Source organism: Pseudofrankia coriaricola (assembly GCF_001854805.1).
Taxonomy (GTDB): Bacteria; Actinomycetota; Actinomycetes; order Frankiales; family Frankiaceae; genus Pseudofrankia.
The window spans coordinates 1-16039 of sequence record NZ_MBLO01000004.1; the positions used below are offsets into that span (position 1 = coordinate 1).

Below are 16039 nucleotides of genomic sequence, written 5' to 3' on the forward strand. Positions count from 1 at the left end.
CTGGGTGGCTGGTCATAAAGAGGCCGGATGATCAGCAGAAGGATCCCCGGTGGTCTGCGCCGTGCGCAACAGTAGGGAGACTCCGGCCCTGCTGGCGACGTGCCGGGGGTCTTCCCAGACCGGTGGTGGAGCGCGGTCCGGGAAGACCTCTGCGGTCGCGGCCTGGCCGGATGCCGGCGAATGGGTCAGCCGGCCGCTTGCGGGCCGGGCCAGGTCCAGTCGCGCACCTCGGGCATGTCCTCGAAGTGCTCGGTGATGTAGGCCTGGTGGCGGGCGATCTGGCTTTCGCAGTGGGTGACCAGCCGGTCGGTGCCGGGGTGCGTGGCGCGGGCGAACTCCACGGCGAGCTGGGCCAGGTGGTAGCGGCTGACGTTGTTGCGGACGACCATGTCGAACGGGGTGGTCGTGGTTCCCTGTTCCATGAAGCCGCGGACGTGGAAACGGTGCGGATTCCTGCGGCCGTGTAGCAGCTGGTGGACCGCCCGGCTGTAGCCATGGAAGCCGACGATGACGTCGGTGCTGTCGGTGAACAGCGCCCGGAACATCGGGGTGGAGAAGCCGTGCGGGTGCAGGTCCGGCCGCAGTAGCGCCATCAGGTCGATGACGTTGACGACGCGGACGGCGAGGCTGGGCACGAACCGGCGTAGCAGCTCTGCGGCCGCGAGGATCTCCATGGTGGGCACGTCACCGATGCCGACGAGGACCACGTCCGGGTCCCGTTCCAGGCTGGTTTCCGTGCCCGCCCAGTCCCAGACCGAGCCGCCGCGCGCAGCGTGCTCGGCGGCCTCGTCGGCGGTCAGGTATTGCAGGTGTGGCTGCTTGTCGGCGACGAGCAAGTTGACGTGGTTGTAGCTGCGGAGGCAGTGATCGGCCACGGACAGCAGGCTGTTGGCGTCCGGTGGCAGCCAGACCCGCACCACCTCTGGGGACAGCGGCACGACGGTGTCGATGAGGCCGGGCCCCTGGTGGGAGAATCCGTTGTGGTCGTTGCGCCAGCAGGTGCTGGTCAGCAGCACGTTCAGGCTCGGTACCGGCTCCCGCCAGTCCAGCTTGGCGCCTTCCTGCAGCCATTTGGTGTGCTGGATGAGCATCGACGCCGACACCATCGCGAACGCCTCGTAGGTGGCGAACAGGCCGTGCCGGCCGGTCAGCGTGTAGGCCTCGAGCCAGCCCTCACACAGGTGCTCGGACAGCACCTCCATGACCCGGCCCTCTGGGGAGACCCTGTCGTCGAGCGGATCGATCGGCGCGACCAGGCAGCGGTCGGTCACCTCGAGGATGGCGCCGAGCCGGTTGCTGGTCAGCTCGTCCGGGCTGAACACCCGGAACGTCGTCGGGTTGTCCCGGTAGACGTCGCGTAGCAGCTCCCCGAGCGGGCGGGTCGTCTCATACGGATCACCGCCCCGACGCTCCGCGGCGATATCGAGCGCGTAGTTGCGCCAGTCCGGCACCGCCAGCGGGACAGTACGCCGGCCGCCGTTGGCGTAACTCGTCGCGCCGAGCCGCTTGTCGCCCGCTGGCGCGAGCGCCGCCAGTTCGGCGGCCAGTCGGCCGTCGGCGTCGAAGTGCTGCTCCGGCCGGTAGGACCGCAGCCAAGCCTCCAGCTGCGCGAGATGCGCCGCGTTGTCGAGCACGCCGGACAACGGCACCTGGTGGGCGCGGAACGTGCCCTCCACCGGCACCCCGTCGACCTCGGCCGGCCCCGTCCATCCCTTCGGGGTCCGCAACACGATCGCCGGCCACCGCGCGGCCTCGGTGACCTTGGCGCCGGGACGGCGCGCCTCCTCCTGGATCTGACGGATCGACCGGTAGGCCCGGGCCAAGGCGGCGGCGAAGTCCCGATGTACTTGGTGGACGTCGCTGCCCTCCACCCAGAGCACCTCGTAGCCGTGACCGGTCAGATAGGCGGTCACGCCCTCCCGGCCTCGCCTGCCGAGCACCGTCGGGTTCGCGATCTTGTACTGGTTGAGGTTCAGAATCGGCAGAACGGCGCCATCCCGGCCCGGGTGCAGGAAGTCGATGCCCTTCCAACTCCCCTCCAGGGGGCCGGTCTCCGCCTCCCCGTCGCCAACGACCGCGGCCGCCAGCAGATCGGGATGATCGAAGACCGCGCCGAACGCATGGACGAGCGCGTAGCCGAGCTCACCGCCCTCATGGATCGAGCCGGGGGTCGGCACACTGACATGGCTAGGGATCCCACCCGGCGTGGAGAACTGCGCGACCAGCCGCGTGAGCCCAGCCAGGTCCTGCGAGACCCGCGGATAGATCTCCGAGTAGGTGCCCTCCAGGTAGGTGTTCGCGACCAGCGCCGGGCCGCCGTGCCCCGGACCCGCCACGTACAGCACGTCCTGGCCCGTCAACTGGACAAGCCGGTTGAGGTGCACGTACACCAGGTTCAGCGCCGGCGAGGTGCCCCAGTGGCCCAGCAGCCGCGGCTTGACGTGCTCCCGTGCCAGCGGCTCGCGCAGCAGCGGGTTCGCCCGCAGGTAGATCTGGGCGACGGTCAGATAGTTCGCCGCCTCCCAGTAGGCGACCAGCCGGTCAAGCTCGCCGTCCTGCTGACCGGGTATCAGGCGGTCTAGCGGTTCGATGCCCAAGGTGTTCACACTGGCGGTCACGGTGCGATGCCTCCCGTTGTCCTTGTCCGCGCTGGGTGCGTCGGCTCCCAAATCGGTGATGTCCTCGATCGCGGGCCAGTGGCCTCGGTGAGGTCGCCGCCAGGTAGGCCAGCGCTATCGGCTGTTCACGGCCGGTGGGAACGGATGCTGGCCTCGCCAGCGTGACACTCGCGACGCCCCATGTACGGGCCGCCGCGCCCGGTGGCATCGGTCAGCTCCGTCGCCTCGGCCGGCCGTACCCGGGCACGCATCAGCCTTGTTCTCCCCGACGTCGGCCACCGTCGTCCGGTTCAGGTGACCCGATGCCACGTCGTATCCCCAGCGGAAAGCAGGATCCCATGGGCCTGACCGACTACTCCCCACCAGAGTCCGCCGACCGCCTTCCGTCCAGAGTCGGCGGAGCCTCCATGTGTCCGACCTCACCCGCCACCGTGGCCGACGGGCCCGTCCCATCCCATTCCATCGCCGACGGCGGCGCCGAGAACCGGCCTAGACGTCTGCTGGACACAGTCCGAACGACCCACTGGATCGCCATCTCAAGGCACTCATCATGAGCACCCTCGACACCACGATGACTACCAGGCCATGCGCGCAGGGAGATGGCACGCCCGGGAACAGGAGGTGGTGGGCATGCAAACGACATGCCAGGCCAGCTCAGACTCCGCCAGCCGGCCCACTCGGGACGAGGTGTCAGGCGGCATACCGGCTACCGGCCGGTGGAGACCGTTCCTCGACCACCGGCGCCATCGTGCCGTCAGCCCGCGTGACAACGCACCCTCCGGCGTCCTGGCCGGCACCGCCGGCGTGGTCGGCGCCGACCCGCGGGTGGCCGCGGTCATGACCACTCCCGTCCTGGCACGTCTCGTCGGCGCGGGGATCGACGGGACCCCGCGGAACCGGCACGCAGGCCAGAGGCAATCAAGCGATCGCCCAGCCTTCGGTGGTCATACTCAACGCCGGGCCAGTAAGACTGCGCCAGGCAGGATGTTGGTCCCGGCGGCGCGGTACGCGCGGCGGTGGCCGACGGCCCCATTTCGAGCGACGGTAATTCCATGGTGAGCTATGACGAAAAGATGAGCGGAAACCAGCTACTGGACCGCGCGACTGGCAGGACGAGCGAAGCGCTCTCGACCGTCAGCGGGACGCGGATAGTGGTCGGCGTCGACGGATCCTTGGCATCCGCGGCCGCCCTGCGATGGGCAGCCACCGAGGCGCGGCGCCGGGGGGCACAGCTGTCCGTCGTCGTTGCCTATCGGCATGACATCACCTTGCAGCCACCAGTTGGCAGCGACGCCTGGCACGCCGCTACCCAAGCCCTTGACCGTGCCCTACGCGCCGCTGGCGTGGACCCCGAATCGGTCGAGGCACATCTCGTCGACGGATCACCCGCCACCTGCCTGGCCGCCGTGGCTCATCGCGCGGACCTGCTCGTCATCGGCCACCAGGAGCACGGCCCGCTGAGCCGGACCCTGCTCGGCGCCTTGAACACCGACCGCGAGCCGGCCTTCCGCTGCCCGGTGGTCGTCGTCCCACCTGGGTGCGAGCCACAGGCCGAATGACGAGACGCTTCCGATTCGATAGGCGGCAGGCCACGCGTTCGAGATTGGCCTCATTCCGGCGGCCGGACTGTGATCACGACGTTGCCGGTCTTCTGGCCCGACTCGACGTACTGGTAGGCCTTCACGATCTGCTCCAGTGGGTACTCACGGTCGACAAGTGGCCGGAACTGTCCCGAGGCGAGCAGATCCCCGATGTACTCAACCATCGCTCTGTCGATCACCGGAAAGGGGAACACCACCTTCCTGCCGCGCAGCAGCAAGGTGAACATCGCCAGTACCGGGTTCTGCGCGAACCGGCCGAGCTCGGTCGAGGAGTACACCCCTCCGGGGCCGAGCAGTCGCCGGCACCGGCCGAACGAGCTCTTGCCGACCGCGTCGAGGACCGCCTCGTAGACGTGCTCGTCCCGCGTGAAGTCCTGTGTGGTGTAGTCGATGACGCGGTCGGCGCCCAGCCCTCGCACCAGGTCGACGCCATCCGGACCGCATACCGCGGTCACCTGAGCACCCAGGCACTTCAGCAGCTGAACCGCCGCCGAACCGATGGCCCCGGTCGCCCCGTTCACCAGGACCTGCGTTCCGTCTCGGACCGAGATCCTGCGGATGAACGACAGGGCGTAGTGCGCGCCCTCCGTGGCGGCAGCGGCCCGCCCGAAGGCGACCCCTGCCGGCACCCGTGCAAGTGGGCCGTCGGCGCGGACGGCCAGGTACTCCGCGTGGGCGCCGAAGGGACCCTCGTTGTAGCCGAAGACCCGGTCCCCGATCCGGAAGGCGGTGACGTCGGTGCCGACCGCCTCGACGACCCCGGCGAACTCGTTCCCGAGGATCGTGGCCTTCGGCCGGATGAGCCCCGCGGCGAACCGGATCACGAACGGTCTGGCAGCCCGGTAGCCGCAGTCGGTGCGGTTCACCGTCGCCGCGTACACCCTGACCAGCACCTCACCGACACCCGCCGTAGGCCGGTCGATCTCCTGGAGCCCTACGACCTCCGGCGGGCCGTACCTGGCATGCACCGCTGCCCTCATCCGCTGCCGACCCCTCTCGCACGCCCATCGTGACCTGCGGACGTCATGTGGATGATGCTCACGACCTCGATGGTGATGGTCCACGACGTCACTGGCATGACCCATAGGGACGAAACCCACAGGGACGAATTCCTGGCGCAGGCGGGGCACGGTCCACCTCGCCGGCCGGACGTAGGTCTCGGTCGCCGGGCACAGGCTCAGCCGACGCAGGCCGGCGGGCGCGCCGAATCCATTCTCGCAGGTTGTCCTCGGGCTCCGTTGCATCGAGCGGGTCCGAGACATGGGGGCAGGTTGGTTGCCCGATCAGATGGCCAAAGCGGCGCTGACGCCCCCATCGTATGGGCGTCACCGCCGCTCGGACTAGCGGCAGACTCCAGTGGACTCCGGCATGCGTACAGCCGGCAGGTGTAGCCGTAGTGACTGGTCAGGACTCTCCGGCAGGGCGGGTCGGATTCGTGTGGCGTTTTTGGCGGCCGAGTCGAGGCGATGGATGTCATCGACGTTTGTCCGCCCGGCCGGTGTCCGACGGGTCGCTGCGACGTCCGCGCAGCTGGGTCTGCATCAGGTCGACCGCCTAGTACATCGTTTTCGCGGTTGCGCGAGCCTGAAAATGGCGGCCGTCAACGTCGATGCCAGCTTCCGCGACAGCCGTGCATTCGGAAACGGTCCGGAAAGATAGCCGTTACACCACTGGTGGATGTCTGCCTCGTCCTTGACGATGTCAAAGGTAGGGCCGGGGGGCCAAACGGTGTCCTGTGCCGGGTCCGAAGGACCCATGCGGTTCGTGCATTCGGTCGGACGCGGCGCCCTGGCATCCGCTGCTGTACTGATCGTATTGGAACGAGCACGGGATGCTAGGGAGCGCGCCATGGAACGGCAGCCGACAGCTCACGCCGGTCTGATCTCATGGGTGGCGGAGGTGGCAGCTCTTACCCAGCCGGAGCGGATTGTCTGGTGTGACGGTTCCGCGGAAGAATGGACAAGACTGACCGACGAGTTGGTTGCGGCCAGGACGCTTGTCCGGCTCAACCCCGGGCTGCGGCCGAACAGTTTCCTTGCCCGGTCGCACCCGTCGGACGTCGCCCGGGTTGAGGACCGTACGTTCATCTGCTCGCGCTCGCCGGATGACGCCGGGCCGACGAACAACTGGGCCGACCCGGACGAGATGCGGGCGAACCTGCGCGGCCTGTTCGCCGGGGCGATGCGGGGACGGACGATGTATGTCGTTCCGTTCTCGATGGGTCCGCTCCGCTCACCCATCTCCCAGCTGGGTGTGCAGATTACCGACTCGCCCTACGTCGTCGTGTCCATGCGGATCATGACCCGGATGGGCGATGGGGCACTCGACCTGATCGGCGCCGACGGCGACTTCGTCAAGGCGCTGCACAGCGTCGGCGCCCCGCTGCGGCCCGGCCAGCCGGACGTGGCCTGGCCCTGCAGCGACACGAAATACATCGCGCATTTCCCGGAGACCCACGAGATCATCTCGTTCGGGTCCGGCTACGGCGGCAACGCGCTGCTGGGCAAGAAGTGCTTCGCGCTGCGCATCGCCTCCGCGATGGCCCGTGACGAAGGTTGGATGGCCGAGCACATGCTCATCCTGAAGCTGACCAACCCTGCCGGCGAGGCGCGGCACATCACCGCCGCCTTCCCGTCCGCCTGTGGCAAGACCAACCTCGCGATGCTCGTTCCGACGATCCCTGGCTGGACCGTGGAGACGGTCGGGGACGACATCGCGTGGATGCGGTTCAACGCGGCCGGTGAATTGCGCGCCATCAACCCGGAGAACGGCTTCTTCGGGGTGGCTCCCGGCACCGGCCCGACCACGAACCCGAACGCCGTCGCCACGCTGCAGGCCAACTGCATCTTCACCAACGTGGCGCTGACCGACGACGGTGACGTGTGGTGGGAAGGCCTGACCGACCAGCCCCCGGCGCACGCCATCGACTGGAAGGGCAACGACTGGACGCCCCAGTCGGGCACCCTGTCCTCGCATCCGAACGCCAGGTTCACCGCACCGGCGTCGCAATGCCCGGCCATCGCCGACGAGTGGGAGGACCCGGCCGGGGTGAAGATCGATGCCATCCTGTTCGGCGGGCGCCGCGCATCCGTGATCCCGCTGGTCACCGAGGCACGCGACTGGGCGCACGGCGTGTTCATGGGCGCGACCGTCTCGTCGGAGACGACCGCCGCCGCCACCGGAGCGGTCGGACAGCTACGCCGTGACCCCTTCGCCATGCTGCCGTTCTGCGACTACAACATGGCTGACTACTGGGCCCACTGGCTTGACGTCGGACGGACCGCGGGCGCGACGCTGCCGAAGATCTTCTATGTCAACTGGTTCCGCAAGGCCGCCGACGGCCGCTGGCTGTGGCCCGGCTACGGCGAGAACAGCCGCGTGCTGGCGTGGGTCTTCGGCCGTACCGCCGGCACCGCCCGCGCCGTCGACTCCCCGATCGGATATCTGCCGTCCCCGGACGCGCTCGATCTCGTCGGCCTCGGCCTTACCGCCGATGACGTCGCGGACCTACTTGCGGTCGATATCGACGAGTGGCTGACCGAAGCAGATTCCATCGCCAAGCACTTCGTACGCTTCGACCGGCTCCCCGTCGAGCTGCACGGGCAACTCCACGCGCTGCGCACGCGCCTGGCGTGCGCCGACCACGGAAACGCCGCTGTGCCGCGCACCCGCCCAGCCGGCCGTCGTACCCCGGCGACCATGTCCATCGCACCACAGTCCGGCGCGCGCCCGGCCGCCGCAGCCTCCACCCGGGCGGTAGGCGGATCGTGACGATCCGCCTACCGTCCTAGGAGGAGTGCCGCGATGGTCGTCGACGTCCTCGCCGACAACCCGCTGCTGGTCCTGTTCATCGTCGCGGCCGGCGGCTACTGGATCGGCCGGATCCGCGTCGGCGGGTTCGGCCTCGGAGTTGCCGGCGTGCTGTTCACCGGCATCGCCGTCGGCGCGGTCGACCGGCGACTCAGCCTGCCTGACATCGTCTACCAGTTCGGTCTCGCCCTGTTCGTCTACACGATGGGCCTCGCCGCCGGTCCCGGTTTCGCGTCCTCGCTGCGCCGGACCGGCCTGCGCTGGAACGCCCTCGCACTAGGCGCCATCGCCGCGGGAGCCGGGATCGTCGCGGTCGTCGCCGAGGCGCTGCATTTCGGCGCCGCCAAGGGTGCCGGCTTCTTCACCGGCGCACTCACCAACACCCCGGCGCTCGCCGCCGTCGTGGAGAAGCTCCAGGGCACCCCGGACGCGAACCTGCCGGTCGTCGCCTACTCGCTCGCCTACCCGGCGAGCGTCATCTCCAGCATGGTCGCCATCAGCGTGCTGCAACGGCGCTGGCGCGTCGACTACTCCGCGGACGCGACCGCAGCCGGGATCGCCGCAGAACAGATCGTCAACGCCACCGCCGAGGTCGAGCACCCGCTGAGCGTCTCCGAGGTCATCCTCGCCTCGGCCGGGCACACCCTCATCGGACGCGTCCGCCACGACGAGCGGCTCGCCGTGGCCGAGCCGGGCTTGCAACTACACCCGGGCGACCAGGTGACCGTCATCGGCACGCGGGACGCGATCGCCGACGCCACCAGAATCCTCGGGCATCCCGTACCCGACCGCCTCGACGCGGACCGTTCCCGCCTGGACTTCCGCCGCATCTTCGTTTCCGATCCGACGCTGGTCGGGCGTCGAATCGGCGACTTGGACCTGACCGGCCGTTTCGGCGCCCTCATCACCCGGGTGCGCCGCGGCGACACCGACCTGCTCGCCGATGACGCCACGGTCCTCGAACTGGGCGACCGGGTGCGCGTGGTCGCGCCCCCCGAACGGATGGGCGAGGTCAGCCGCTATTTCGGCGACTCCTACCGACAGCTCGGCGGCGTCAACATCGCCTCACTGTCCGTCGGTATGGGTATCGGCCTGCTCGTCGGGGCGATCAGCGTTCCGCTGCCCGGCGGCGGCCATTTCAGCCTCGGCTCGGCCGGCGGACCCCTCGTCGTCGGCCTCCTGGCCGGCGCGCGCCGCCGCAGCGGCCCGTTTGTCTGGCAGCTCCCCGCCGGCGTCAACCTCTCCCTGCGTCAGATGGGCCTCGTGCTCTTCCTCGCCGGGATCGGCACCCGCGCCGGCCGGTCGTTCGCCTCGACCATCACGACCGCGGGCGGATGGGCGCTGGTCGCGCTCGGATTCGGACTATGTATGACCCTAGCGTTCGGTGTCCTCACCATCGGCCACAAGCTGCTGAGGATGCCCATGGGAGTGACAACCGGCGTACTCGGCGGCCTGTGCACCCAGCCCGCCACACTCGTGTTCGCCAGCGAACAAGCCGGTAACGACACACCCGAACTCGGCTACGCCACCGTCTTCCCGGCCGCCATGCTGCTGAAAATCCTGCTCGCGCAGATCCTCCTCGCGGTGCTTTGAAGTCCAGACTCGCCACACCGCCCATCGGCGGCCGCTCCGCCGCCTCGAAACCTCGTCCCACGCGGCCGATCCGGCGGGTTCCCCAAAATAGCCTTCGAAGAGGTGCCCCAGTGGCCCACAGCCGCAGCTTGATGTGCGCAGGCTCCAACGGATCCCGCAGCAGCGGGTTCGCCCGCAGGTAGATCTGGGCGGCCGTCAGGTAGTTGGCGGCATCCAGTACTTGATCAGTTGATCCAGCGTCGTATCGTCCAGGTCCGGCGCTAGCCCGTCCAAGTTTTCGGCGTTTTCCACGCTCGCGGTGGCGGTCACGTCCCAAACCTCCCTAGCTCGTCCCGGCCGGTGGAGGTGGGTGTCCAACTCCACGCTGCGACCCGCTCCAACGCCTCACGGCGAGCGTCCGCGAGCCGGCTTTCCAGATGCGCCAACCGTTGGTCGGCGACCCACACCCCGAGCCGGAAACCCGCATCGTCGACATGGCCGCCCGGCACCGCCGTGTCACCGTGCCGCCGCGCATATGCCGTAACCGCCGCCATGCCCTGGTCGAACTCGTCTGCCTCGGCCTGCCGGTCGGCCGGGCTCAGATGACCGACCGCCCCTTCCCACCGGTGACTGCCCGCCCCGTCCGGATGAACCGCCAAGGTGATCCACCGCCTTTCGTCTCCCGCCGGATCCTGCCCGGCGGGTTCGCCGGGAGCATCAGTGTCTCCAGTCCGCCGCCCCTGGGGACCGACAGGTCATCCGCGTGTCCGACCTCACCCCCACCCACGGCCGCGGCCCGCACGCCGGGCGGATCCGGCACGGCTCGCCGGCGGGGATGGAGACCGGCCGGACGTCCACCCCGCCGTCGACCCGGGCGCCCGACCGGTCGTTGGTCGAGCCTTTGGTTCGGGCCGGGCCTCGCACGTCCCAGTGCGAGACGAACCTTGACAGGACATGTCGACGCCGGGTGAGAGGATTCTGGCTGTAGAGATGGGGGCCGTCCGGCCAGTTGCCGGCGGGACCTGTTCTCCCCGGCCCGACGACGTATGACGCCGCATTGGTCGGGTGGGGTCGTAGCACGCTGTCCGCATGGACAATGCGTTCAGGAAGCGCGATGACAAATCCAGCGGGAGTAATGCCGGTCACGGATCTGGGGTGCCGGTCATCCAGCGTCCGTTCGAGGCGGCGGGTGAGCGGGCAGTCGGCGAACCATATCCGCGCCGGACCGCGGCACGCAGCGGGGCGCCCGGCAACTGGGCGTACGAGGAGTATCTCCAGGAGAAGGATGCGTACAAGGGTGAGCGTCGGGACCGTCACGCACGCGCGATTACGGTGACCGCGTTGCTTGCCGTCGCCTTCGGGCTGGTACTGACCCTGCTGGTGGCGAGCGGGCTACGCGCGCCGTTGCAGGTCGCGGTTCCCATCGGCGGTCTGGTCACGGTGACCTGGATGCTCGTCGGCGCCCGGCGCTTTTACGCCACGGTGCCGGAGATCGAGGCTTGGCGGCGGGCGGCGACCGCGCAACGGCGCACAGCCCGCGTACTCGGGCAGCTTCGCCGGTCGGGGTACGCGGTGCTTCACGACCGTACGATCCCCGGAGCTGCCCGGGTTCTCCACCACCTCGTTGTCGGCCCGTCCGGCGTCCACGTGTTGACCGATCATCCTGGTAGCGGCGAGCTGCGTTACCATCCCGACGGGGTATGGTTGCAGTCGGTTCCCCTGCGGGGCATCCTCGCCAACACCGCCGCGCTCGCCGATGAAGTCACACGTCAGCTCGCCGAGGTGACGCCTCGGCCGGCCGTGGAGCCCATTCTGGTGGCGGTCGACGCCACCGTGCTGTGGCGGGACGGCGCGGTCGACGGAGTGACCGTCCTGGGCCTACGTGACCTGGTGCCCCACGTGTTGCACGCCCGGCCGCGGCTGACCGCCTCGCAGGTCGCGCACCTTGCCCAGACGGCGAACCGGCTCTTTCCACCGGCCGCCTCACGGGCCGACCACACCGTCACGATCGACGGCGCCGAATGCGCCGCGTTGACTGGGCTCCTCCGCGAGATCAAGGACCGCGGCGGCGACGCTCGTCCGGTGCTCTCCGAACTCGGCCGGCTTGCCGACTACCTGGACGGCCGACGGTACGCCTCGTCGCCGACCGACTCGGCGACACGAGGGAGTGGTTCGCGACGTCGGTCGTCGCGGTGGCGGACCCAGGCACTGGCCTCGTCGACTACATCAACGTCGGGCGTTCGGCGCCGTGCGTATCGCCGGATTTGACCCGAGCAGGGGCGACCACAGGGGCGCCGTTCAACTACCGGGTCGAAGATCTGGAGTCCGAGCGGGAGTGTCTGTCCGGACGCCCGGTGAGCAGGGCTGTGGGCACCGGGAGGTTGACCGTGTGCCGTGCCAGAACTCCGTCTCAGGCTGTTGACCTGGAGTTTCGACCTCCGCCGCCGAGGTAGATGATCGTGGTTGTGATGGTTCGGCTGGTGTATTTGACCATGGTGTTGCGCCACGAGGCTGGCTGCGGAGTCGCAGGTCAACGGCTCGAAACCGAGTTCTGGCACGGTACAGGTGCAAGCCCGATGTCACACGGTGCGGGCGATTTCAACGAACGGGCACTGTTGCATCCGGCGAAGGCAATCTTCACGCTAGATCTTCCGGCTCGGAGATCTCTCCGGCGGCCGACGGGACCCTCGAGGGCGGTTCAACGTGACCCACCGCTTGGCATGCGCCCGCAGTTGAGCTTGAACAGGGACACGGTGTCCACCGTAAAGGGGTCAAGCTCAGTCCCACGCTCCGTCCCGGCGCGTCAGACGTTGCGCCGGGACGGAGGTGGCCGGGTCAGATCGGGACGGACAGGCTGACGGCGAAGTCGCCGTCAGGGTCGGTCCACCAGTGGGTCATGCTCCAGCCGGCGTCGGCCAGTTCCTTCTCGATGCCGTCCCGGCGGAACTTTGCGCTGATCTCGGTCCGCATCTGCTCGTCCGCTTCGAACGGGACAGTCAGGTCCAGCGCGGCGATCCGTGCGGTCTGGGCGCGGATGGACCGCAGCCGCATCTCGATCCACTCGGCGTCGGGATTCCACGCAGCGACGTGCACGAAGTTTTGCGGGTTGAGGTCGCCGCCCAGTTCGCGGTTGACCACCGTCAGCACGTTGGCGTTGAACGCCGCGGTCACCCCGGAGGGGTCGTCGTAGGCCGCGACCAGCCGACGCGGGTCCTTGACCAGATCGACGCCGAGCAGCAGCACGTCGCCGTCGGACGCCGTGGCGCGCAGCCGGGACAGGAAGGTGTGGCGCTCGTCCGGGCGCATGTTGCCGATCGTGCTGCCAAGGAAGGCCACCAGCCGTGCTTCGGCGGACGGCAGGAAGTCCAGGTGGTGGTCGAAGTCCCCGACGAGGGCCGACACCCGCAGCGCGGGGTGTCTCGTGCGGATGGTGTCGGCGGCGTAGCGCAGGACGGTCTCGTCGACGTCGAAGGGGACGAACCGGCGAAGCGAGCCGGCGTCGCGCAGCGCGTCGAGGAGCAGCTGGGTCTTCTCCGAGGTCCCCGAACCCAGCTCGATGAGTGTGTCCGCGCGCGAGAAGGCGGCGATCTCGGGGGCGTGCGCGGTGAGGATCGCCCGCTCGCACCGTGTCGGGTAGTACTCCGGCAGGCAGGTGATCTCGTCGAACAGAAGACTGCCGGTCTCGTCATAGAACCATTTCGGCGGCAGCTCCTTGGGGGTAGCGGTGAGGCCACGCCGTACGTCGGCGGCGAGCTGGGCAGCCCGGTCGGCCGCGGTGAGGTGGATGGCAATGTGCTGACTGTCCGTGCCACTCAGCTTCGTCTCAGCCATTGAGGCGATCTCCTGTTCTGGGGCCGGCCGGCAAGGTCAGTTGGGGTGCGTCCACTCCCGTCGTCGCGTCGATCAGGACGGCGTGTGCTCCGCCGGCCCGCCAGGAGGCCAGCGCGGCATCGGCGGGGCACCGACCGCGCCACACGAACGTGTCAGCGAAGTCGGCGACCGCCGCCACCAGGTCGGGGGAGACTCCTAGCCGCGCGGCCGCCTCGACCGCGGCGGTGACACATCTGCGCGCCGCTGTGCGCAGGGTGGGCTGGGCGAGGCCGAGGACGGACGCTTCCACCCATCGGCCGGCCACGCCTTCGCACGCGTCACGGGCCACGTCCGCGGCCTCCGGGTCGTCGAGCAGAGCGGTGGCAACCGTGACCGCGACCGGCCACAGCGCCGCCGACTGGGCGTCGAGGTAGCGAAGCTCCAGCCAGCCGCGGGGCCGCACCGGCGGGAACACCGTGCTCGCGTGGTAGCTGAGGTCGTCGACGGTCGGGCGGCGCCGCACCGGCCCGCGGCCCGCCACCCAGTCGCCGAAGGTCGATCCGTCACGGACAGGCACATACTGGCCGTCGCCGTCGCGGACCAGCATCAGCCGAGCGTCGAGCAGGTAGCGGGCCCACTGGCCGCCCGGGCCGCGGGCCGAAGCTGGCCCAGGAACGTCGGCGACCGGCGCGGTGCGGGTGGAGTCGATGGCGGACCAGACGCGCTGGCGGGTGGAGACCTGGCCTGTCCGTCTGCCCGCCAGCACTGGCGACGAGGCGAACATCGACAGCAGCACCGGTCCCAGCGCGTGCGCGAGCCGCCATCGCTCGTCCCATCCCGCCGCCGGTCCCGCCTCGAGGTTCACCTGCAGCGCCGCCGTCGAGCACATCATGACCCGGCCGGCCGGAAACCCACCTTCACGAAAAAATGCCTCCATCGCGATATATCGACTCTGGGTGAGCAGTCGTCGCGGCGCGCGCAGTGGGTCCACGCCGAGGCCCGCCAGCAGGAGGCCGTCGTCGGCGAGCCGAACGCGGACAGCGGCGAGGTCGGCCGACATCGCCCCTACTGCCTCGGGCAGCGCCAGCGGAGGACCGGACAGCTCCAACTGCCCACCCGGCTCAAACGTGATCCGACTGCCGCCAGACAGGCCCGGGTCAGAACCACCCAACGCCGCGTAGGTCCGCTCCAGTGCGACAGGTCGGTCGGGCAGCCGCGGGTTGACGACGAACCATTCGGTCTCGATCCCCACCCGGCCGACGGCCGCGTCGGTGAGCGTCGTCCGTTCGGCGAAGTCGAACACGTCGGCGGGACTGCCGACCACCTCTCGAAGGCCGTCCGTCGTGACCATCGGTGCGTCTGACGCGTGCCGTCGTGCCATGAACCCTCCAGGTCCGGACCGGTCAGCGGTGGTAGCTGACCGCGGGTCGGTGCGGGTCGGTGCAGGTCGGTGCCGGCGGTGCGGTTGGTGCGAGCGGTGCGGTCGGTGGTGGCCGGGCCTGCCGGCAGGTTTCGGCCACAACGCAGGACTACGTGTCGCGGGTGCGTATGGACGTGGGCAATGCCAGGAATCGCGGCGGGTTCGACTACCGACGGTCGCCGAGCGCGGCCAAGGCGGTACGCGCATCTCCGCTGCATCTGGTAGGCGGTTGATAACTAGTTGTGAAACATCGCGCTGTCGTGGACGGATCGGGCCAGATGCCAGGCTCACTCACGATGGTTCTGTCGCGCCAGCAACCGGAGCGTTACATGCCCCACGTACTATTCCTCGTCGCCTGGACGCACCTGGCCGGGCGGTGCCATTCGCTGGCGTCATGTCGACGGCGACCCGTCCACGATGGTGACGCCGGGCTCGTCCACCGCGGGCCGGGCGGAGCGCCGCCCACCAACGCCAGCCCCGGGCTGTCAGGGGGAAGGTGTGGTGCCCGCCTTCCATCCCCAGAACGCCGCGAGCAGCTTGTCTCGCACGTCTGGGTGCAGGTCGTCCTCCCGCGGCGCGCCGGCCAGCCGCGCCGTCTCCCGCATCTGCTCGACGTATGCGTCGCAGCCGGCACACAGCTCGAGATGCTCGGTGAAACGGCGGCGGGTTTCCGCGTCCAGCGTGCCTTCGAGATAGTCCGTGACGACCTCGACAACTGCCCGCGCCCGGCGGCCCCGCCAGCGTCTACCGCCTGAACACACCCTGCGACCCGGATGCGCCGCTCGCCGTCGACGCGGACGCGGCCCGCCGCATCGCCGACTGGTATGCCCTCGGTGACGCGGCGCTGCGCCAGTGGCGCGCCGAGATCCCCGGCGACGATCCCAGCGGTGTCACGCTGTGGCCGGAGCGCCCCGACGTTGCCATCCGCGCCGCGGACATCAACTATGGTGCCTCACCCTGCGACGAGTACGTCGCCCAGCCCTACCTCTACGTCGGTCCTCCGACGCCACCGCCGCCGTCCCTGGACGGGTTCTGGAACGCGCCCTTCGGGGCCTACCTCACCTGGGACAAGGTCCACTCCGTCACCGACGCCGTCGACTTCTTCCGCCAGGGCCGCGGGCTTTCCCGTGCCTGACGCACCGCCGGCGTGAACCGGCCCGCGCCCCGACCGCCGCGGCGGGCTCCGTGGACATTCGGGTCAGGGTCAC

Annotated in this window: 10 protein-coding genes and 1 pseudogene; 4 read left to right on the forward strand and 7 right to left on the reverse strand. The window is 69.5% G+C overall.

Features of this window, described 5'->3' with window-relative positions:
- Positions 1 to 185: 185 nt before the first annotated feature.
- A complete protein-coding gene (locus BCD48_RS00660; protein WP_083417998.1) occupies positions 186 to 2606 on the reverse strand; it encodes a phosphoketolase family protein in 2421 nt (806 codons plus the stop codon).
- Positions 2607 to 3670: 1064 nt separating this feature from the next.
- Here BCD48_RS00660 and BCD48_RS00670 point away from each other — a divergent pair.
- Complete coding sequence (locus BCD48_RS00670) at positions 3671 to 4177, forward strand: universal stress protein (protein ID WP_131803690.1); 507 nt, start codon at positions 3671 to 3673, stop codon at positions 4175 to 4177.
- A gap of 50 nt (positions 4178 to 4227) precedes the next feature.
- Here BCD48_RS00670 and BCD48_RS00675 read toward each other — a convergent pair whose 3' ends face one another.
- A complete protein-coding gene (locus tag BCD48_RS00675) occupies positions 4228 to 5187 on the reverse strand; it encodes an NAD(P)-dependent alcohol dehydrogenase (protein ID WP_071046254.1) in 960 nt (319 codons plus the stop codon).
- An 880-nt stretch (positions 5188 to 6067) separates the two neighbouring features.
- On the opposite strand from BCD48_RS00675, the gene BCD48_RS00680 reads away from it, so the two are divergent.
- Positions 6068 to 7990 (forward strand): phosphoenolpyruvate carboxykinase (GTP), encoded by a 1923-nt coding sequence (locus tag BCD48_RS00680; protein ID WP_083417990.1) that lies wholly within the window; start codon positions 6068 to 6070, stop codon positions 7988 to 7990.
- Positions 7991 to 8023: 33 nt separating this feature from the next.
- Positions 8024 to 9622, forward strand: coding sequence for an aspartate:alanine exchanger family transporter (locus BCD48_RS00685; RefSeq protein WP_071046255.1), 1599 nt, complete (start codon positions 8024 to 8026; stop codon positions 9620 to 9622).
- Positions 9623 to 9791: 169 nt separating this feature from the next.
- Here BCD48_RS00685 and BCD48_RS56300 read toward each other — a convergent pair.
- Together BCD48_RS56300 and BCD48_RS00690 are read right to left on the reverse strand one after the other, a co-directional pair.
- Positions 9792 to 9839 (reverse strand): annotated as a pseudogene (locus tag BCD48_RS56300) (hypothetical protein); the annotation flags it as partial.
- Positions 9840 to 9927: 88 nt separating this feature from the next.
- The gene (locus BCD48_RS00690; RefSeq protein ID WP_116271385.1) at positions 9928 to 10260 is read right to left on the reverse strand and encodes a helicase associated domain-containing protein; all 333 of its coding nucleotides are present in this window, start codon (positions 10258 to 10260) and stop codon (positions 9928 to 9930) included.
- Positions 10261 to 10756: 496 nt separating this feature from the next.
- On the opposite strand from BCD48_RS00690, the gene BCD48_RS00695 reads away from it, so the two are divergent.
- Positions 10757 to 11869, forward strand: a complete 1113-nt coding sequence (locus BCD48_RS00695) for a nuclease-related domain-containing protein (RefSeq protein WP_071046257.1) — start codon at positions 10757 to 10759, stop codon at positions 11867 to 11869.
- 567 nt (positions 11870 to 12436) lie between these two features.
- On the opposite strand, the gene egtD is transcribed toward BCD48_RS00695, so the two are convergent.
- From egtD to BCD48_RS00710, 3 genes are all read right to left on the reverse strand, one after another.
- Entirely contained in the window at positions 12437 to 13432 is a 996-nt protein-coding gene (gene egtD / locus BCD48_RS00700; RefSeq protein WP_071046258.1) for an L-histidine N(alpha)-methyltransferase, read from the reverse strand.
- Positions 13425 to 14792, reverse strand: a complete 1368-nt coding sequence (gene egtA / locus BCD48_RS00705; protein WP_071046259.1) for an ergothioneine biosynthesis glutamate--cysteine ligase EgtA — start codon at positions 14790 to 14792, stop codon at positions 13425 to 13427. Before egtA ends, egtD begins: the two co-directional genes overlap by 8 nt.
- A 524-nt stretch (positions 14793 to 15316) precedes the next feature.
- Complete coding sequence (locus tag BCD48_RS00710; RefSeq protein ID WP_071046260.1) at positions 15317 to 15592, reverse strand: anti-sigma factor family protein; 276 nt, start codon at positions 15590 to 15592, stop codon at positions 15317 to 15319.
- Positions 15593 to 16039 lie beyond the last annotated feature (447 nt).